Here is a 16,974-nt window from a genome sequence, read left to right as displayed (position 1 = left end):
GAGGAGTCTCAGCCTCCGCTAATTGCTTTTAGTATCTCCTCGTTTTGCGCCTTCAGAATTGCCGGTATATCGGCGTTTTGAGGATCTTTGAGGATTTCTGTGATTGCAGTATCAACAGGTCCCCAGACACTTCCCATCTCTGGGCTCTTTGGCATTGGAATTGCATATTCAACTGCCTTACCAAATCCATATAGAACAGGATCGCTCTGAATTTCTGGGTCGTTTAGGACTTCCTTAAGGACTGGAATATAACCGAGCTCCTTTGCTAATGTTTTAGCAACTTCTGGGTTTGTTGTGAACCACTTGACAAAGAACCATGCTGCATCCTTGTTCTTTATGCCTTTTGCGAAGTAAATGAGCTTAACTCCACCGTATGGTCTTGGATAATACTTCTTCCCATTTTCAATTATTGGTGGAAGTGGGGCAACACCAAAGTCGATTCCTGCATCTTTAACGCTTCCAATGCTCCATGGACCGTTGACCATCATTGGAGCTCTTCCCTCAAGGAATATTGCCTGTTGGGTGTTGTAGTCGCCTGTGGGTGCCATGTACGGGAAGATGTTCTTGAAGAAGAATTCAAATCCCTTGATTGTCTCTGGCTTGTCCAATCCTGGCTGCTTTGTTTTGTCATCGAAGTAGTATCCTCCAAATGCATGAGCCCAAGCTGAGATGAAGTAGGCATTTATCGGATAGGCAATTCCATATTTCTCTTCATCTGGTTTGTAGTACTTCTCCATGATTGCCTTCATCTCGTCAAAAGTCTTTGGTGGTTCGCTGATCATCTTCTTGTTGTATATGATTGCAACTGTTTCAGCTGCGAATGGCATCGCGTAGTAGTGCCCACCATAGTCAATTGCTCCCCTTGCCATTCCGCTGAACTTATCAAGGATATCTGGGGTTATGTATTCATCGATTGGCTCAAGTAAGCCCGCTTCTGCAAATTTTCCAATCCAATCATGGGCCCAAATGAATAAGTCAGGGCCTTGACCAGCTGGAATCGCTGCTTTAAGGGCATCTTCAAGATTCGGTTTCTGCTCAAGAACTATCTCGATGCTTGGGTACTCTGCCATGAACTCTTCAATTATCGATTCAAAAACCTGCGCCTCATTTGGTTGCATAGCATGCCATATCACAACTTTTCCGCTTGGTACTTTTTCAGTTTCAGTTGTGGTTGTGGTAGTAGTTTCAGTTGGGGAGCTTGTAGTGGTCTTGGTAGGAGATGATGTTGTTTCAGAAGTAGTGGTTTGGGTAGGGCTCGATGTGGTTGGAGTGGTTGTTCCGCCTCCAATGCATCCACTCGCTACAACAGCAACTGCTAATACAGCAACTAACAATAAAGCAAATAGTGCTTTTTTCATCTACCTTCACCCCAATTGAACATTTCAAAGTAGGTATCATTCTCAGTGATATATATACCTTACGCTCTATTGTCTGTGAATTGACATATGCACTAAAAGGAGCAATAATGTCAAGAATAGGAAGATAAGGCATTGGTTGGAAAAAGCCTCAGCTTGAATTTCACGGTAGTATTTTCCAGAACTAAGCGCTGTCATCAAGTTTAGCTGCAGACTACAATCCTTTAGCAACAATACTGGAAAATGGGCCCAATTGCATGTTTGCTTCGTTAAAGGATCCATTTTGGAAGAGCAGCTCAAAGGAAGACGGTAGACTTAGATGATACTTTTTCTCTGAATAGTTGATTGCCACTAAAATGCTTTCATTGTCTAATGTCCTTTTATAGACAAGCAGTTTATCTTTGAACTTAACCGGTTTAAAAATACCTTTCTGCAAAGCTTTGCTTGTCTTTCTTAGGCTTATCAGCTCCTTTGTAGCTTTGAGGAGCTCTTTATCCCACTTATTTGCGTCCCACTTCATGGGTGTCCTTGATACTTCCATAGAGGGAACGTTCATGTTCTCTAAGCCAACCTCGTCGCCGTAGTATATAGCTGGAATTCCCTTGTATGTCATCAGAAATGTTAGGGCACAGAGATATTTCCTTTTATCTCTAACGAGTCCTAAAAAGCGCTCCACATCATGGTTGTCAAGAAAATTGTACATGGTGTATTCTGCCGGTCCGTAATAAACACTCAAAAGCTCAAGCCAGTTGAGGAATTCTTCGGCAGTAATTTCATCGTAAACAAAGAATCTCAAAAGTGCCTCATACAAAGGGTAGTTCATTGTTCCGTGGAACTTGTCAAAGAGCCATAAACGACCATCGTCCATGACTTCTCCTATAAGGTATGCACCTTCTTGAATGTCTTTCCTAATCTCTCGCCATACTTCTGGTGGAACACCGTGAGCGACATCTAACCTCCACCCATCTGCTCCCTTCTCAAGCCAGTATTTTATCACAGTGCGTATAAACATTCTGACCTCTGGATTTTCATGATTTAAGCGAGGCATTAACCAGACTGAAAAGAAACTTTCATAGTTCCATTTGGATTTTTTAAGTTCCCGATGCTTTTTAAGCCAAGGTTCATTGGAGTGGATAGCTTTCAAGAAGTCTTCAGAAACCACAGGGAAGTTAAGGATACGATAGAAGTTTCTGTACTTGCTTTCTTTTCCTTTTTCAAGGATGTCTTGGAAGTATGGATGGAAAAAGCTTGTATGGTGAAAAACCCCATCAAGGATTAGTTTGATGTCTCTCTTTTTCAGCTCGTCAACCAGTTGTTTGAATGTCTCGTCCCCCCCAAACTTCTCAGCAACGTGGAAATAATCGGTGATATCGTAGCCGTGATATGTCATGGACTCAAATATTGGTGTTAGGTAAAGGGCATTAACGCCGAGTTCTTCAATGTGGTTAAGTTTCTTTATGATTCCCTCAAGATCGCCGCCGTAATGACCGATACCAAACTCAATACAATCGTGTGGATCGTTTTCTGGATTGCCCTTGGCAAAGCGATCTGGCATTATCTGATAGACGACCCTATCAAAAACCCAGACAGGGGGCTTAAACCTTCCCTTTTGCTCATTGAAATCCACCTTAAAGTCTCCATAATCAATAATACCATCTGCCGTATGAATTTGGAAATAATACTCAAGTTCGTCTTTTCCGGGCAAGACTGCTTCAAAGTATTCAAAGAGGTCATCTTGCGCCTTCTTTTCCATCTCATATTTTTGATCAGAAATCAGAAACACCTTTTTGGCTGCACCTTTTATAGCTCTAAGACGGATATGTGTTGCACCTTCAGACGAATAGACGTAGATTAAGGATGTGCTGTGATAAAATTTTTCTCCTGAAAATATCGTGGCAGTATTAACAGTCCGTTCAAATTTATACGAATGTCTCCTGTATGTATGTCTTTCCTCGTTTTCTGGATCTAATGTGAAAACACCGTCAATGGAAAAGGCGTAATACCAAATCCCCTCTGGAAGTTCGATTGTTACACTCCATCTGCCTCTTTTTTCTTTCATGCGGAAGCTTCCCTCATTGAAGGCATTAAAATTTCCGAGGAGATAGGCATAACTTCCGCTTTTGGGTATGCTAAACTCCACTTCTGCAACCTTGCCGAGGTACTCATCTTCTTTAAAGCCGAAAATCTTATACATGCAAAACACCTTAAGTAGGAGTATATCACCAATAATGATTAAACTTTATCCAGTGAAGATTAGTTATGATATGTTTAAAAATTTGAGGGGGTATGGAGATGAAGGAGGAAGAGATCATCGAAAAGCTTCAGAAACTCGGGTTGACAAAATATGAAAGTTTGGCGTATATAACCCTTCTTAAGCTTGGCCCGAGCAAAGCAACGGATATAACAAAGGAGAGCGGCATCCCACACACGAGAGTTTATGATGTATTGAGCTCTCTTCACAGAAAGGGATTCGTTGATATAATGCACGGCACACCGAGACTATACAAGCCCGTGAATCCCGAGGTTGTTCTTGAAAAAATTAAAGAAGATCTGATAGCGGACATTGAAGAGCTTAAGAAGGCATTTTTGGAGCTGTATAGATCTGTTCATGGAGAAGATTTGCCTGAAATATGGACGATCCACGGTTTTGATAACACCCTCGAGAGGGCTGAATATATAATAAGAACTGCAAAATATGAGGTTTTAATAAACACTCCTTTTGAGTTTCTCCTGCTACTTAAGGAGGAGATCAAAAAGAGGAAAGATGTGGTTTTTGTTATAATCAGCAATTTTGAAGAGATTCCAGAGTGGCTCGAAAAGGATAACATAATTCTTGCAAGAAGCGGGGGCGCACCGTGGCTTATGGCAAGCTGGATTATCGGGGATATTGACTATGCGCTTTTCTTTGGAGCCCTTCCAAGGGACAGAAGAAAAGAGAAGTTCTATTCCTTCTGGGCGAAGTCGGCGAAGCTCATTCAGAACTACATGCACTGGTTCTACACGATTTACCTTGATAACAGCACAATAATCAAGCCTGTGAATTATGACAAACTGAAAAAGCCTCTTCAGCTTGTGAATATTAGAACGCTGATAACCCTGCTTAAGCAAACAAGTCTCCCAAGGGAGATTGAAGTAATTGGAAAGCTTGTAGAAAACAAGGACACAATAACACTAAGAGGAAAGGTCATAGAGTTTGAGTACACCCCACTCATAGCAAGTGTGGTTGTTGATGATGGAAATAAAAAGTGGAAAGTTGGAGGGCTCGGCAGTTACTTTGAAGATGTCGAGGGGGAGAAATTCATACTATTGGATTAGAGGTGCTGGAAATGAGAATATTAATGCTTGGGTTTGAGTATCTACCAGTGAAAGTTGGGGGACTTGCTGAGGCGATAACCAGCATAGCCGAAACCTTAGCAGAGCTTGGCAACGAAGTGCTTGTCTTTACTCCATCTCACGGCTTCAAAGAGGGAAAAGAATACACAAGTTTTAAAATAGACGTCTCAGGCCATGTGTGGGATGTCAAGGTTTATGAGAGGAAACAAAATGGAGTTAGGGTCTTTTCAATTAGTGATCCTCTTTTAGACAACCCCGATGTTTATGGTCCAGGATGGGAGGGCATGCTGAGCAAAGCTGTGCACTTTGGAAAAGCAAGCGTTGGACTGCTGAACAAAATCATAGAGAACGAAGGAAAGCCTGAAGTAATTCATGCCCACGACTGGCACACCGTCTTTGCTGCAGGTCTTTTGAAAAAATATTTCCAAATACATCTTGTTGCAACCATTCACCGCCTGAACAAATCCAAGGTTCCAGCTTATTATTTCCACATGGCTAATTTGGGAGAATTAGCTCCTTATCCAGACATAGATCCAGAACACACGCTCTGCTATATCGCTGATCTTGTTACAACAGTTAGCAAAAGTTATCTTTGGGAGGAATGGGCATTCTTTGGTATGTTTGAAGGCAAAGTTACACATGTCTTCAATGGTATAGCCTGTGACTTCTGGAACGAAGAATTTTTGGAAAACAAGGATTTACCAAGAGAAGAGAGAAGGAAAAAGATACTTGAAAGCTTAGACTTGAGCGATGGGATTGCTTTTATGTTCATAGGTAGATTTGATAAGGCACAGAAAGGAGTTGACACCCTTTTAAGGGCTATCAAAATTTTAGCTGAAAGCTATCCTCAAGAGTTCTCAAAGATGAGGTTTATCATCATTGGAAAAGGTGATCCAGAGCTTGAGAACTGGGCTCACACAATGGAGAGCAAATATCCAAACAATGTGAAGGTTATCACTAAGATGCTCAAGAGGGAGTTTACGAGAGAGCTCTACGGTAGTGTGGATTTTGTTGTGATTCCTTCATACTTTGAACCCTTTGGTCTTGTGCAGATGGAAGCAATGTGTTTGGGAGCAATCCCAATAGGTTCAGCGGTTGGGGGTATTAAGGATACTATAGTGAGCTTGGATGAGGATGAAGAAAATGCAACTGGTCTGTTAGTTCCTCCAAGGGATGCCTTTGCTTTAGCTCAGGCAATGCTTAGGATGGCAAAGCTTAGAGAGGAAAACCCAGAACTGCTGAAGAAAATGAGAGTTAATGGGAAGAGGAGAGCAAAGGAAGTCTTTACATGGGAAAATGCATGTAAGAGATATCTCAGAGCTTATAAAAATGACATAGACAAGGCAATAAGCTTCATAAAATGAGGCATCAGGACCGAGGTTTATCCTCACCGCTCAGGAGCGGCCAAGCTCATCATCTGCCATAACTTTTTATTTCCTCCCACTTTATAATTTTGGGTGTGTTAAATGAAATGTCCCTTCTGCAATGCAAGCCCTGAAGTGCTGCTTTATGAAGACGACCTAATTAAGATCCTTATTGACTCTTATCCAGCCAATAAAGGTCATCTATTGGTTGTCCCAAAGAGGCATGCGGAAAAATGGGGAGAGCTGAGCTTTGAGGAAAAAGTTGCCTTGCTCAGAGGGATTGAACTTGCAATAGAAAAGCTAAAGCACACTTTAAATCCGGATGGCTTTAATGTGGGTGTAAATTTGGGAAAAGCTGCTGGGCAGACTGTTCCACATCTTCACATTCATGTAATCCCGAGATATGAAGGGGATACGAACTTTCCGAGAGGAGGCGTCAGAAAGGCCGTCCTTGATATTGAAGACGAGAACTTAGAGCTAAAAGAACGCTGGATTAAGAACAGAATGAGTGAAGAGGAAATTGAAAAGCTAAGGCAAGCCTTTACTCCTTAACTGCAATTTTATTCCGCAATATCCAGCACTTCACCCTTCTGAAATTCGAGGATTTTCTCTGGCTTTATCTTTATTAAGCGGTCAATTCTTCCACCACCGGCTATTACGACGTCTTTTTCAAGGACTTTCTTGTCAACTATTGTCCTAATTGAAATCCCAACCGGTGGAACTTCTCCAACTTTGTATCCTGTAATTTTCTTGACCTCTTCTTTATTCGCCATTCTAACTCTGCCAAAATATTTTGTAAGCTTTTCTACGCTGGCTTTGGACTTTCCATCAACTATGACCAAAATTGGCTCTTTTTCACTGATAAAGACCAGGGATTTGACAACCTGCTCTGGTTTGACTCCTAAGAGCTTTGTAACCTGCTTAACGCTTCTAACCTCTTTTCCAACTTCAATTATTTCTCCTCCAAGTTCTTCAACGATCTCTTGTAGTCTTATTTCCTTTGCTGGATATTTTTCCTCATTTTTCTTCAGCTTTCTTTCAACAGCTTCATCCAAATCAATGCCGAGCTCATGAGCCAAAAGCGTGAGGTAGATTATTATATCGGCAATTTCATCCCCAATCTCTTCTTTAATCTTTGGATTTTTAACTTTCTCAAGAATTTCTTTATCTGTTTCCCATTGGAAATGCTCTAAAAGCTCCCCAACCTCCACGGCTATTGAAATGGCAAGGTTTTTCGGGGTGTGATATTTCCTCCACAGCCTTTCATCTCGAAACTTAACTGCCTTTTCTTCAAGCTCTTTAAAATTCATGCTCCTTCATCTCCCTTAGGGCTGTTAGATACTCTAAAAGCTCATTGAGCTCTTCTTCTGAGAAAATTTTCTCAACATTTTTATCAGGATCGAATTTTAGGAGATAGTCTTTTATCTTATTCAGTCTATCAAGTTCATCCTCCAGCTCTAAAGAGCGTTGTGTAAATTCCCAGCTTGTATGGGGGCTCTCAAAAATTCTCTGCTTGCTCACTACTATGGCAACTTTGACGTTTGCTATTGCTTCTTCAAGAAGCTCTAAAAGCTCTTTAACCCTCATTTTTTAGCACCGCTGATTAATACTCCATGGGGGTATTTAAGATGCTCGGCAACTGCAATAAATGAAAAACTTTTAAACTTTGATGGGAAATTTATCATGGTGGTTTTCATGGACTTTGAACTGTTTATGGAGAGATATGGGTATAAGTTGCTTCTCGGATTAATGGCACTTGTGGTAATAGTTGTCGTTGGAATACCGATACTTGGCTATATATACTTCCTCCGGAGATACAGCTGGGAAATTGGGGGGTTGATGCTAATAATAGTGGTGGTTTACGCTTTCTCGGTTAGGAGAAAGGTCATGGATGCCTATGCCCAAGCACATGGAAAGTACTTCTATGATGATAAGTGGTACAGGAGAAGGTAGTCGAAATCTTTGTTTTCTTCGTGAATCTTTTTCGTTTTATCCGATATTTTTCCGAAATACGGGTTTTTAACATGAAGCTCGATTAATTTTTGGTGGTGAGAATGAGGAAACTTTTGATGGGTAATGAAGCTATCGCTTATGGAGCTTTGGAGAGCGGAATTTCTTTTGCAACTGGTTATCCCGGGACTCCATCAACCGAGGTCATCGAAACGATAGCACGTCTTAATCCTGAAGTTTTTGCCGAGTGGGCACCCAATGAGAAAGTGGCTTTAGAAGAAGCAGCTGGTGTTTCTTATGCTGGGCTTAGAAGTTTGGTAACTATGAAATGTGTTGGTTTAAACGTTGCCGCCGATCCTCTCATGAGCTTGGCTTATTCTGGCGTTGAAGGTGGATTAGTAATTTTAGTCGCAGATGATCCTGGACCGCACACTTCTCAAACGGAGCAGGATGATAGGTATTACGGAAAATTATCCCTTTTACCGGTTCTTGAGCCTTATGATCCCCAAGAAGCTCATGATTTGATCAAATATGCCTATGAGCTCAGTGAAAAGTACAAGATCCCTGTAATATTCAGGACCACGACAAGGGTAAACCACACAACTGCTGACGTTGAAGTTGATGAGTTCATTAAGCTTGAGAGAAAGCCGATGTTCAAGAAGGACATACAGAGGTATGTGAGAGCTTCAATGAAAGGCAACTTGGAGAGGCATAAATGGCTAAACAAGACGCTTAGAGAAATTGAAAAAGAATTTGAGACTTTAGAATTCAACTGGGTTGAAGGTGAAGGAAGAATAGGAATTATCACTGAAGGGGCTCCATACAACTACGTAAAAGAAGTGATTCCAAAGATTGGCGAGAAGTTTAAGATTCTTAAGCTCTCAACCCCGCATCCTCTTCCAAGGAAACTGATAATCGATTTTCTTAAGAGCGTTGACATGGCGATAGTTGTTGAGGAGGGGGCACCTTTCTTGGAGGAAGAGGTTAAAATTGTGGCATATGAGGAAGGGCTTAACGTTCCAATATATGGGAAGAGGACAGGACATTTGCCCCTCGAAGGAGAGCTAACGCCAAGCTTGGTTAGAAACGCCCTTTTGAGACTTTTTGGAAGGGAAGCTCAAAGCTACGGGAAGCCCAAGGAAGTGGAGGAAGCAGAGAAACTTGCACCCTCGAGACCCCCAACCATGTGTCCAGGCTGTCCACACCGCGGCTCTTATAGGGCTCTGCTCGATGCTCTTAGGGAGCTTAAGTTCAAGAGGGATGAGATACCAATACATGGGGATATTGGGTGCTATGCCCTTTCATTGTTACCTCCCCTCGAGGCTATCTGGACAGAATACGTCATGGGTGCAAGCATAAGCTTAGCAAACGGCCAGAGCATAGCTTTTGGCAAGAAAATTGTTGCCACAATTGGAGACTCAACATTCTTTCACAACGGAATACAGCCCTTAGTGGATGCTGTGTATAAGAATCTTGATGTCCTCGTGATGATTCTTGACAACAGAACAACGGCAATGACTGGACACCAGCCTCACCCTGGAACTGGTGGAAGTGAAACGGGGAGGAAATTCAATGAGATTGACATTGAGGCATTGGTCAAAGCTTTAGGCGTCAAATACGTTAAAACAGTTGATCCGTATGATTTGAAGGCAATGAGAGAGGCAATAAAAGAGGCGATGCGGGTTAAGGGACCAGCGGTTATCATAGCTAAGAGGGAGTGCATAATTCCAGTGATTAGGAGAGGAGAGATAGGGGAACTGCCGACAGTAATTGAGGATAAATGTGTTGGGTGTAAGGCTTGCATTCTTCTGACAGGATGTCCCGCACTGGTTTATGACCCAGAGACCAACAAAGTCAGAATTGACCCGCTGATATGTACGGGCTGTGGTATATGCAACCAGCTTTGTCCGTTTGATGCAATAAAGTTCCCAAGTGAAATAGGAAAGAAGGAGTAAGCTTTCTTTTTATTCTCTCCACACTTCCAGCACCATGAAAGTCCTTGCTATCGGGTTGGGATAAAGCTCCCAGCCAATTCCTTCATTATTCGACTCTATTTCTCCATACAATCCACCTTCTCTGGGATCTAAGCTTTCACCGTAAATTCTGCTTTCATGAATTTCAACTTTCATGTACCTTGGCAAACCAATCCTTATGCTCCCTTCTTCTCTTGCATATTCTATTGCCCATTTTGCTGAGTAAATTCCGGCGTAAATTTCTGCAATCCTAACAGCTACGCTGTCCTTTCCAATTGCTAAAATCTCTATCCCAGTGTCTTCCCAAAAGCGCTTTGCCAAAGGCTGTAAATCTCTGCTCAGCTCATGCCATATTGCTTTGCCCCTATCCGAGATTCTTAACGCATCTATTGTTGGATCATCAAGTTTTCTGAGTTCTATTCCGCCCAAGCTTGAATCTAAATGAATGACATCTGGTTTAACTTTTTTAGCGAGCTTTATGGCTAAGAACACTTCATCTTTAATCGCCTCTCTCCCGCTTAGATCATAGTTGAATGGGTCAGCGTATTTCACTATGCTCATTGTTGCCGTTTTGTAAGGTCTTTCAATGAGCACGGCGGCAGTTGCTATCAGTCCTATTGGTTCATAGGCTTCGTCAAGCACAGCTCCTCCAGTGTCGGCTGAAACTATTCTCATGCTTTCACCCCGTTAATTTCTCATTACCTAAAAGGATTAGGAGAGTAGTATATTTAAGGGACGTGATCGTATGGAGAAGAGCGATGATATTTTAAGCCTTTACTTGGACATGCTTTCAAGTGGCTTTTATATTGGCAATGTGAGAGGAAGTATTACTGCCGTCACAGAAGAGGGAGAGTTCCCTCTCATATCTCCCGTTTCGACTACGACATTCGATATTTTTTGCAGTGAGAATAGTTTGATTCTTTTTGGATTCTGGAAACATGGTGAAGAAGCGGAGTATGGGTACTTGAAAATACCCCTCAGCCGCATAGAGATGATAGGGGAGATCGATGATGAACTTATACTCTATGTCTTCTCTGAAAAGAGAACTCAAGATAGCATAGGATTTGTTAGACTCAATTTGTATCCTGAACCTATAATTAAGGAAAAACTCCTCAAGGTGATTGAATTTGAAGGAAAGTGAAAATATGGGGAAATGGCATATAGCTGTACTTCAGAACTTCAAAAATTTGAGGGAAATTACTTGGATCAAGTTTTATGCACAATTATATACAAAAGGTGGTGTTTAGCTTGGAGGATATGCAGTCTAATGTAGAAAGGGCACTTGGAATGTATCTTGATAATCTTTGCAAGGCAGTTCATGTTGGTACCACCCGGGGTGCGGTGTTCTTAATTTATAAAGAGAGGAAATATCCCATTGTGTCATCAAAAGCTGTACTCCCCTTGATTGATGTGTTCTATAAGTTCCCGTGTTTGGAGTTTATATCATTTTGGAGAGAAGACGGGAAAAATATGTATGGATATGCGAAGTTTGCGGTATCGAGAGTTAAAGTTCTGGAGGAGAAGAGGGACTACCTGCTACTTGCCGTAGAACCTCATGGCCATATGATAAAAGCCAATGTGTATGTATTGATACTCTTACTTACAGTCCCCGGTTTTAAGAAGACACTTTTCAGATTATTGGAAGAGGAGGGTGAACCAGAGGATGAGGATGAATGCGGGATTATAGATTCCTCATACCTGTTTACTTAATGAAATCTCTGTAAATCTTTTCAACGTCACTTTTTATTATCCTTACAAGTTCCTCGTCAATTCCAGATATTCGGGTCTCATATGGAATATACTTTTCTATCACTCCGTAAACGTCCGGATACCTTGTCTTCATCATGCCCAATGCGGGACCTGGAGGCATGAGCAGTCCTAAATCCCTATAGATTACGTAAACGCTTATACTGTACATCGCCTCAAGATAGGATCTAAATGCCAACCGGTAGTTCCCTTCTTTAAAGTACTCATCCCCTGACTTTATGTACTCATCAATTTTCCTGAGCATCTCTTCCTCCATTTGTTACCCCTCGTTTATGAATTGGCAATGGAAGGATATAACCATTATCTTCTCAAGAAGCCGAAAGTTAAAAAAGCTCTGAGACAGTAATGATATTATTGGTGAGCTTTATGAAGGCAGAATTATTAGTTTGGGGAGGTATTGTCATAGCAATACTTTACTTGGCATGGAGCACAGTCTCACAGTTGCTGTCCCCAATTTTCTTTGCTGCGATTCTTACGTATGCTGTTTATCCTATTCATAAGCGCCTTTCGAGCAGGCTAAGTATCAAGAAATCAGCACTGATATTGACTGCTTTTCTAATTCTTATTGCAACGGGCATTACAATTGAGTTAATTCTAATATTCAAAAATGTGTTAATGTCCTTCTATGAAGATGTCATTGCCTTTATATCTTGGAGCCAGACATTCACCTTTCCTTTTGGGCTAACTAACGTGATTCAGAAATTCTATGCACAGTTTACCCCCAAGTTCTCCGAGTACATACTATCATACACATTCTCGATTCCGAAATACCTTCTACAGCTTGTCATATTTGTTGTCATGTTCTATTATTTTCTTGTGAGTTCTGAAGCCATTAGGAGACAAATTTCTTTGCTTTTGCCTCAAGAGAATAAAGAATTAGCAGATAAACTGTTGAAAAGAGCAGATTTAACACTTCAGGCGCTCATTAGGGCTTGGCTTCTTCTCAATATTGCTAAGGGCATTTTGATGACACTTGGATTCATAGCCTTTCAGGTTTCAGATGTCCCAACCGCAGTAATTGCCGGATTTTTAACTGTACTTTTTAGCTTTGTCCCGCTTTTTGAAGGCTGGATGATATGGTTAGCTGGTGCCATATACCTCTTTAAGAATGGAGATGTAATAACGGCAATTCTCTTAGCCGTTTATGGGTTTGTATTCGTGTCTCCACTCCCGGATTTTACAGTGAGACCAAAGCTCGTTGCAAAAGGGGCACAGCTCGATGAGGTCATGGTCCTCGTTGGAATGATAGGGGGAGCATGGAGCTTTGGGGTTAAAGGATTGATAATAGGTCCGATCGTGCTGAACTTGGTGGTGGCACTGTTAAAAGAATGGAGAAAAATTACAACGTGATTATTTTTGCACCTTGTTCTTCGAGTTCTTTTAGAGCCTTTTCTTCATCTTCTGGGTTTATTCCCTTAATTGCATCTTTCAGTATGTACACCTCAAATCCATATTTTAAAGCATCTAATGCTGTTGCTCTGACGCAGTATTCAGTTGCAACCCCACAGATGTAGACCTTTTTAATGCCCCTTTTCCTCAAAGTTTCTGCTAAATTTGTTCCCTCAAAACCTGAGTATGCCTCTTTATCGGGCTTATCAGCTTTTGAAATTATTATTGCATCTTCTGGGAGTTTCACTACAAACTCAGCACCTTCTGTATTTTGAACACAGTGCTTTGGCCATGGTCCCCCTTGCTCTGTAAAGCTTATGTGGTTTGGGGGATGCCAGTCTCTTGTAGCAATTATCAATGCTCCTTTTTCTTTGAATTTTTTAATGTATTCTTCGACTTTTGGAATTATTTTATTTCCATCTGGGACTGGCAAAGCTCCATCAGGCATGAAGTCCTTCTGCATGTCAACAATTATAAGAGCCTCCATCTCTCACACCTCCAGCTTGTCTTTAAATTTGGACATATCAATTCCTTTGTCTATCCCGTAGAGGTAAGCCACAATCCTTTTATCTAAGGTGCCATATCTCTCCGAGAATTTCTTTATGTCCTCGAGTACTTCAAATTCACTCCACCCAAGTTTTCGGGCAATATGGGCAATCATTTTTGTAAATATGTCTTCCTCCCTCTCTTCCTTTTCGAGTATCTCCTCATTGATTATAAGCTTTCCATCCCTCTCTTCAATAATGCCTCTCTCTATGCTGTCTTCTATAAGCTCTTTGGCTTCTTTAACGCTCATCAGTCTGAGTTTAACAACAAGAATTCCAATTAACTCTTGTTTTGTGAATTCATTTGAGCCTTTGTAGAGGATGGCATTTTTTAGCTCCTTCACCCACTCCACCATACAAAGTTAAGTAAAAGAAGTAGAAAAGCTTTACTAAGCTCCAACTCCTCCGCTACCCCAGAAGAACATTTCGAATGGGAAGTTGAAAATTGATGACAGCTTTCCACCTGGAGACTGCGGAAAGAAAATGTATGCCGTCCTTAATGATTTTACATTCTTTCCCTCCATGTCATAAATGTAGAGCTTTGCAACTGGGAGAAAAGGATATCCCTGTAGGATAACAACCTGATTAATCCTTTTCACAATCAGACCCTCTCTAACGCTATCTTGGAGCTTGTAGCCTTTGAGTAATCCATAGTGAGGCATTCCAAGTTTTTGGATTCCCTCAACATCGAATCTGTACCTTTCATTGCCCCTCATATCCTCAAGAAGTGAGGATGCTGTAAAATGGGTTCCAGTAAACTCAAATGAATAGGTTGAAAGATAGTAGTCAGTCAATTTAAATGTTGAGAAAGACCACAGCATAAGGCCAATAATTAGCCAAGGTGCCCATTTTTTAAGGAACACCTTCTTTCCATGTGGGATGTCTTCAAACTTGGGATTTTTTATTAGTACTCCCCTGTTAATGTAGGCTCCTAAGATGATTATTGCCCATGAGAAAATGAAGTAGGAGAGCATCATGAAGATATAAGCACCATATTCGGGAGCATGCTGATAATACGCCATTTTCCAACCACCTGTGATAATGATGATAACATTGAATATTTAAAGTTTTTCATGGGTGTAAAAGTTTATATTTTTCATTTGTATTACAATACACTGGTGAGCATCATGCAGAGAACACATAATTTAACTTCCAAACGATTGGTGGGAGAACCAGTAAAAATCACAGAGGGATATGCGGAGGTCAAGTTAAAGACCATTGATGAAATGAAAGTTGACGAACACGGCTTAGTTCATGGCGGCTTTACGTTTGGACTGGCAGACTACGCTGCAATGCTTGCTGTAAATGAGCCAACAGTTGTTTTGGGAAAGGCTGAGGTGAAGTTTACGAAGCCTGTGAAGGTTGGGGATGAGCTCTTAGCTAAAGCAAAAGTTGTAGAGGATTTAGGGAAAAAGAAAGTGGTTCATGTTGAAGTTTTCAATCAGGAAAATGAAAAGGTTCTGGGAGGAAAATTTTACTGCTACGTTTTGGAAAAGCATGTGCTCGAGCTTTGATTCTCTCTTGATTTTGGTTTTATACAGGGGCAAAGTTTTTAAGATATGATATCAGAATTCGATATCGGTGTTCGATATGATACGCCGCATCTTGCTTGGCTTCATGGGACTGCACATACTGCATCACGCAAGCAAAGAGCCGATAACCGGGACGTTCATGATTGAAGAACTGAAAAAACATGGTTATAAGGTTAGTCCTGGGACGATATATCCGCTCTTGCATAAAATGGAGGTTTCTGGACTTTTAAAGAGCAGATGGGAAGTTAGGGATGGAAGGAGAATCCGGCTTTACGAGATAACTCCAAAAGGCCTGGAAGTCTTGGAAGAGGGAAAAAAGAAAGTTAAAGAGCTTTGCAACGAAATCTTAGGTGATTGCAATGGATAAAGAAAAGAAAATCTTTGGAATAAGCTGGAACGTATTCTTGCTGGGACTTGTAAGCTTTCTCAACGATATGAGCAGTGAGATGATTGCACCGATTGTTCCGGCATATCTGACCGGTGTGTTAAATGTTGGGAAGCTTGCGAGTGGTTCAATAATGGGGCTCATTGAAAGCCTGAGCTCCCTCTTTAAGGTCGTTTTTGGATACATCAGTGATAAATTCAGGCAAAGGAAGGTTTTTGTAACTTTGGGTTATGCCCTTTCAACGATTTCCAAGGGTGCTTTAGCTTTTACACACTCCTGGTGGGACTTTCTGAGCTTGAGGATCGTTGATAGGGTTGGAAAAGGGATTAGGACAGCTCCGAGAGACGCCTTAATAGCGGAGTCAACTGAAAAAGGGAAAACAGGCAAATCCTTTGGCTTTCACAGGATGATGGACACCATGGGGGCTGTTGCTGGGCCGTTGGTTGCCATAGGTCTCTTGGCTTTATTCGTGAAGTATCCAGCTGATGTTGCATATAGAAGGATTTTTCTCCTCTCTGCTCTCCCAGGCGCGTTGAGCATCTTGATAATAATTTTCTTAGTAAAGGATACTGGGAAGGAGGTTAAAAAGAAGATCAAGGGTATTTCAGCATTAAGGAACAGGAATTTGAAGCTGTTTTTGGTTGTTGTTGCGATTGGGGCTCTTGGGAGATATAGCTATGCCTTTACAATGTGGAAGGCTCAGGAGCTTGGCTACTCAATTGTTCAGAGTTTAGGCTTTTATGCTCTCTTTAATGTTATCTATGCACTGTCAGCTTACCCAATAGGCGTTTACTCTGATAAAATTGGCAAAAAAATTATCATTACAGCTGGATTTGGTGTTGCAACACTGGCAGCTCTAATGTTTGCATATGCAAAAACCCTGTGGATGCTCTTGGCAGGTTTTATCCTATACGGTATCTACTTGGCAATTGAGGATACAATTCCAAGAGCTTATATGGCTGATTTGGCTAAAGACTTTGAGAAGGGAACTATAATCGGAGCATATCACACGGTCTTCGGAGTATTTGTTTTTCCGGCATCGGTAATTGCTGGCTGGCTGTGGCAGAGCTATTCGCTGAAATACAGCTTTCTTTATGCAGCAGCAATGAGTACATTGGCAATGATTTTGATGATAGAAGTAGTTAAAGAAGAGGAAAGTTAAGACCTCTCAAGTTTTTCCACAAGTTCTTTTGTTATTGTAAGCGGTTTATCGACCTTATAGATATCATTTAGCTCCCATTTAACTTCTCCTCTGTTTATTGCTTTTACATATCTCTCTGCCAGCTTTTTTGCTTCTTCAAAAGTTTCGGCTTCAACGATTCTCCTAACATACCACTTCATAGAACCGTATCTAAGTTTGAATTCCGCCATGAACATGGAC

At 41.3% G+C, this 16,974-nt stretch carries 21 protein-coding genes; 11 read left to right on the top strand and 10 right to left on the bottom strand.

Annotated features, from left to right (window positions below):
- Positions 1–8 precede the first annotated feature (8 nt).
- Together VFC49_RS06420 and VFC49_RS06415 are read right to left on the bottom strand one after the other, a co-directional pair.
- On the bottom strand, positions 9–1,358 hold the full coding sequence (locus VFC49_RS06420; RefSeq protein ID WP_324734849.1) for an extracellular solute-binding protein: 1,350 nt from the start codon (positions 1,356–1,358) through the stop codon (positions 9–11).
- Between the two features lie 211 nt (positions 1,359–1,569).
- Complete coding sequence (locus tag VFC49_RS06415; RefSeq protein WP_324734848.1) at positions 1,570–3,549, bottom strand: alpha amylase N-terminal ig-like domain-containing protein; 1,980 nt, start codon at positions 3,547–3,549, stop codon at positions 1,570–1,572.
- 98 nt (positions 3,550–3,647) lie between these two features.
- Between VFC49_RS06415 and trmBL1 the strand changes: the two genes are divergently transcribed.
- The 3 genes from trmBL1 to VFC49_RS06400 all read left to right on the top strand — a co-directional run bounded on the left by trmBL1 (position 3,648) and on the right by VFC49_RS06400 (position 6,604).
- The gene (gene trmBL1, locus VFC49_RS06410) at positions 3,648–4,670 is read left to right on the top strand and encodes an HTH-type sugar sensing transcriptional regulator TrmBL1 (protein ID WP_324736665.1); all 1,023 of its coding nucleotides are present in this window, start codon (positions 3,648–3,650) and stop codon (positions 4,668–4,670) included.
- Positions 4,671–4,681: 11 nt separating this feature from the next.
- Positions 4,682–6,052: a glycogen synthase gene (locus VFC49_RS06405; RefSeq protein WP_324734847.1), complete on the top strand. Its 1,371-nt coding sequence runs from the start codon at positions 4,682–4,684 to the stop codon at positions 6,050–6,052.
- A gap of 102 nt (positions 6,053–6,154) precedes the next feature.
- Positions 6,155–6,604, top strand: a complete 450-nt coding sequence (locus tag VFC49_RS06400) for an HIT family protein (protein WP_324734846.1) — start codon at positions 6,155–6,157, stop codon at positions 6,602–6,604.
- 8 nt (positions 6,605–6,612) lie between these two features.
- Here VFC49_RS06400 and VFC49_RS06395 read toward each other — a convergent pair whose 3' ends face one another.
- Together VFC49_RS06395 and VFC49_RS06390 are read right to left on the bottom strand one after the other, a co-directional pair.
- Positions 6,613–7,362 carry a YbaK/EbsC family protein gene (locus VFC49_RS06395; RefSeq protein ID WP_324734845.1) on the bottom strand — a complete coding sequence of 250 codons (750 nt, stop codon included), beginning with the start codon at positions 7,360–7,362 and terminating at the stop codon, positions 6,613–6,615.
- On the bottom strand, positions 7,352–7,639 hold the full coding sequence (locus VFC49_RS06390; RefSeq protein WP_324734844.1) for a hypothetical protein: 288 nt from the start codon (positions 7,637–7,639) through the stop codon (positions 7,352–7,354). Before VFC49_RS06390 ends, VFC49_RS06395 begins: the two co-directional genes overlap by 11 nt.
- A gap of 96 nt (positions 7,640–7,735) precedes the next feature.
- On the opposite strand from VFC49_RS06390, the gene VFC49_RS06385 reads away from it, so the two are divergent.
- Positions 7,736–8,005 (top strand): hypothetical protein, encoded by a 270-nt coding sequence (locus tag VFC49_RS06385; RefSeq protein ID WP_324734843.1) that lies wholly within the window; start codon positions 7,736–7,738, stop codon positions 8,003–8,005.
- A gap of 101 nt (positions 8,006–8,106) precedes the next feature.
- Entirely contained in the window at positions 8,107–9,957 is a 1,851-nt protein-coding gene (gene iorA, locus VFC49_RS06380; protein WP_324734842.1) for an indolepyruvate ferredoxin oxidoreductase subunit alpha, read from the top strand.
- A 9-nt stretch (positions 9,958–9,966) separates the two neighbouring features.
- Here the strand turns inward: iorA and VFC49_RS06375 are convergent, their stop codons facing one another.
- Positions 9,967–10,650 (bottom strand): DUF4152 family protein, encoded by a 684-nt coding sequence (locus tag VFC49_RS06375; protein WP_324734841.1) that lies wholly within the window; start codon positions 10,648–10,650, stop codon positions 9,967–9,969.
- A gap of 70 nt (positions 10,651–10,720) precedes the next feature.
- On the opposite strand from VFC49_RS06375, the gene VFC49_RS06370 reads away from it, so the two are divergent.
- Positions 10,721–11,116, top strand: coding sequence for a hypothetical protein (locus VFC49_RS06370; RefSeq protein ID WP_324734840.1), 396 nt, complete (start codon positions 10,721–10,723; stop codon positions 11,114–11,116).
- A 107-nt stretch (positions 11,117–11,223) separates the two neighbouring features.
- Positions 11,224–11,685, top strand: coding sequence for a hypothetical protein (locus VFC49_RS06365; RefSeq protein ID WP_324734839.1), 462 nt, complete (start codon positions 11,224–11,226; stop codon positions 11,683–11,685).
- On the opposite strand, the gene VFC49_RS06360 is transcribed toward VFC49_RS06365, so the two are convergent.
- A complete protein-coding gene (locus VFC49_RS06360; protein ID WP_324734838.1) occupies positions 11,678–11,998 on the bottom strand; it encodes a hypothetical protein in 321 nt (106 codons plus the stop codon). The genes VFC49_RS06365 and VFC49_RS06360 overlap by 8 nt on opposite strands.
- Positions 11,999–12,108: 110 nt before the next feature.
- Between VFC49_RS06360 and VFC49_RS06355 the strand changes: the two genes are divergently transcribed.
- Positions 12,109–13,092 carry an AI-2E family transporter gene (locus VFC49_RS06355; protein ID WP_324734837.1) on the top strand — a complete coding sequence of 328 codons (984 nt, stop codon included), beginning with the start codon at positions 12,109–12,111 and terminating at the stop codon, positions 13,090–13,092.
- Here VFC49_RS06355 and VFC49_RS06350 read toward each other — a convergent pair.
- The 3 genes from VFC49_RS06350 to VFC49_RS06340 are packed head-to-tail and all read right to left on the bottom strand — an operon-like array spanning position 13,082 to position 14,698.
- Positions 13,082–13,618, bottom strand: a complete 537-nt coding sequence (locus VFC49_RS06350) for a nicotinamidase (protein WP_324734836.1) — start codon at positions 13,616–13,618, stop codon at positions 13,082–13,084. The two genes, VFC49_RS06355 and VFC49_RS06350, sit on opposite strands and share 11 nt — an antisense overlap.
- 3 nt (positions 13,619–13,621) lie before the next feature.
- Complete coding sequence (locus VFC49_RS06345; protein ID WP_324734835.1) at positions 13,622–14,020, bottom strand: DUF2240 family protein; 399 nt, start codon at positions 14,018–14,020, stop codon at positions 13,622–13,624.
- Between the two features lie 45 nt (positions 14,021–14,065).
- Positions 14,066–14,698 (bottom strand): hypothetical protein, encoded by a 633-nt coding sequence (locus tag VFC49_RS06340; RefSeq protein ID WP_324734834.1) that lies wholly within the window; start codon positions 14,696–14,698, stop codon positions 14,066–14,068.
- 102 nt (positions 14,699–14,800) lie between these two features.
- Here VFC49_RS06340 and VFC49_RS06335 point away from each other — a divergent pair, with 102 nt between their 5' ends.
- The 3 genes from VFC49_RS06335 (at position 14,801) to VFC49_RS06325 (ending at position 16,755) form a co-directional block, all read left to right on the top strand.
- Positions 14,801–15,190 carry a PaaI family thioesterase gene (locus tag VFC49_RS06335; RefSeq protein ID WP_324736664.1) on the top strand — a complete coding sequence of 130 codons (390 nt, stop codon included), beginning with the start codon at positions 14,801–14,803 and terminating at the stop codon, positions 15,188–15,190.
- A gap of 76 nt (positions 15,191–15,266) precedes the next feature.
- Positions 15,267–15,575 (top strand): PadR family transcriptional regulator, encoded by a 309-nt coding sequence (locus VFC49_RS06330; protein ID WP_324736663.1) that lies wholly within the window; start codon positions 15,267–15,269, stop codon positions 15,573–15,575.
- Positions 15,568–16,755, top strand: a complete 1,188-nt coding sequence (locus VFC49_RS06325; protein ID WP_324734833.1) for an MFS transporter — start codon at positions 15,568–15,570, stop codon at positions 16,753–16,755. Before VFC49_RS06330 ends, VFC49_RS06325 begins: the two co-directional genes overlap by 8 nt.
- Here the strand turns inward: VFC49_RS06325 and VFC49_RS06320 are convergent.
- The gene (locus VFC49_RS06320) at positions 16,752–16,970 is read right to left on the bottom strand and encodes a hypothetical protein (protein ID WP_324736662.1); all 219 of its coding nucleotides are present in this window, start codon (positions 16,968–16,970) and stop codon (positions 16,752–16,754) included. The two genes, VFC49_RS06325 and VFC49_RS06320, sit on opposite strands and share 4 nt — an antisense overlap.
- Positions 16,971–16,974 lie beyond the last annotated feature (4 nt).

This window comes from Thermococcus sp. SY098 (genome assembly GCF_035621495.1).
In the GTDB taxonomy this organism is placed as follows: domain Archaea; phylum Methanobacteriota_B; class Thermococci; order Thermococcales; family Thermococcaceae; genus Thermococcus_B.
This window is presented reverse-complemented; position numbering and strand designations above follow the sequence as displayed.

Bases quoted from the DNA above. Each gene is read 5' to 3' on its own strand.
- VFC49_RS06420 (WP_324734849.1), bottom strand. From the start codon at position 1,358: ATGAAAAAAGCACTATTTGCTTTATTGTTAGTTGCTGTATTAGCAGTT.
- VFC49_RS06415 (WP_324734848.1), bottom strand. From the start codon at position 3,549: ATGTATAAGATTTTCGGCTTTAAAGAAGATGAGTACCTCGGCAAGGTT.
- trmBL1 (WP_324736665.1), top strand. From the start codon at position 3,648: ATGAAGGAGGAAGAGATCATCGAAAAGCTTCAGAAACTCGGGTTGACA.
- VFC49_RS06405 (WP_324734847.1), top strand. From the start codon at position 4,682: ATGAGAATATTAATGCTTGGGTTTGAGTATCTACCAGTGAAAGTTGGG.
- VFC49_RS06400 (WP_324734846.1), top strand. From the start codon at position 6,155: ATGAAATGTCCCTTCTGCAATGCAAGCCCTGAAGTGCTGCTTTATGAA.
- VFC49_RS06395 (WP_324734845.1), bottom strand. From the start codon at position 7,362: ATGAATTTTAAAGAGCTTGAAGAAAAGGCAGTTAAGTTTCGAGATGAA.
- VFC49_RS06390 (WP_324734844.1), bottom strand. From the start codon at position 7,639: ATGAGGGTTAAAGAGCTTTTAGAGCTTCTTGAAGAAGCAATAGCAAAC.
- VFC49_RS06385 (WP_324734843.1), top strand. From the start codon at position 7,736: ATGGTGGTTTTCATGGACTTTGAACTGTTTATGGAGAGATATGGGTAT.
- iorA (WP_324734842.1), top strand. From the start codon at position 8,107: ATGAGGAAACTTTTGATGGGTAATGAAGCTATCGCTTATGGAGCTTTG.
- VFC49_RS06375 (WP_324734841.1), bottom strand. From the start codon at position 10,650: ATGAGAATAGTTTCAGCCGACACTGGAGGAGCTGTGCTTGACGAAGCC.
- VFC49_RS06370 (WP_324734840.1), top strand. From the start codon at position 10,721: ATGGAGAAGAGCGATGATATTTTAAGCCTTTACTTGGACATGCTTTCA.
- VFC49_RS06360 (WP_324734838.1), bottom strand. From the start codon at position 11,998: ATGGAGGAAGAGATGCTCAGGAAAATTGATGAGTACATAAAGTCAGGG.
- VFC49_RS06355 (WP_324734837.1), top strand. From the start codon at position 12,109: ATGAAGGCAGAATTATTAGTTTGGGGAGGTATTGTCATAGCAATACTT.
- VFC49_RS06350 (WP_324734836.1), bottom strand. From the start codon at position 13,618: ATGGAGGCTCTTATAATTGTTGACATGCAGAAGGACTTCATGCCTGAT.
- VFC49_RS06340 (WP_324734834.1), bottom strand. From the start codon at position 14,698: ATGGCGTATTATCAGCATGCTCCCGAATATGGTGCTTATATCTTCATG.
- VFC49_RS06330 (WP_324736663.1), top strand. From the start codon at position 15,267: ATGATACGCCGCATCTTGCTTGGCTTCATGGGACTGCACATACTGCAT.
- VFC49_RS06325 (WP_324734833.1), top strand. From the start codon at position 15,568: ATGGATAAAGAAAAGAAAATCTTTGGAATAAGCTGGAACGTATTCTTG.
- VFC49_RS06320 (WP_324736662.1), bottom strand. From the start codon at position 16,970: ATGTTCATGGCGGAATTCAAACTTAGATACGGTTCTATGAAGTGGTAT.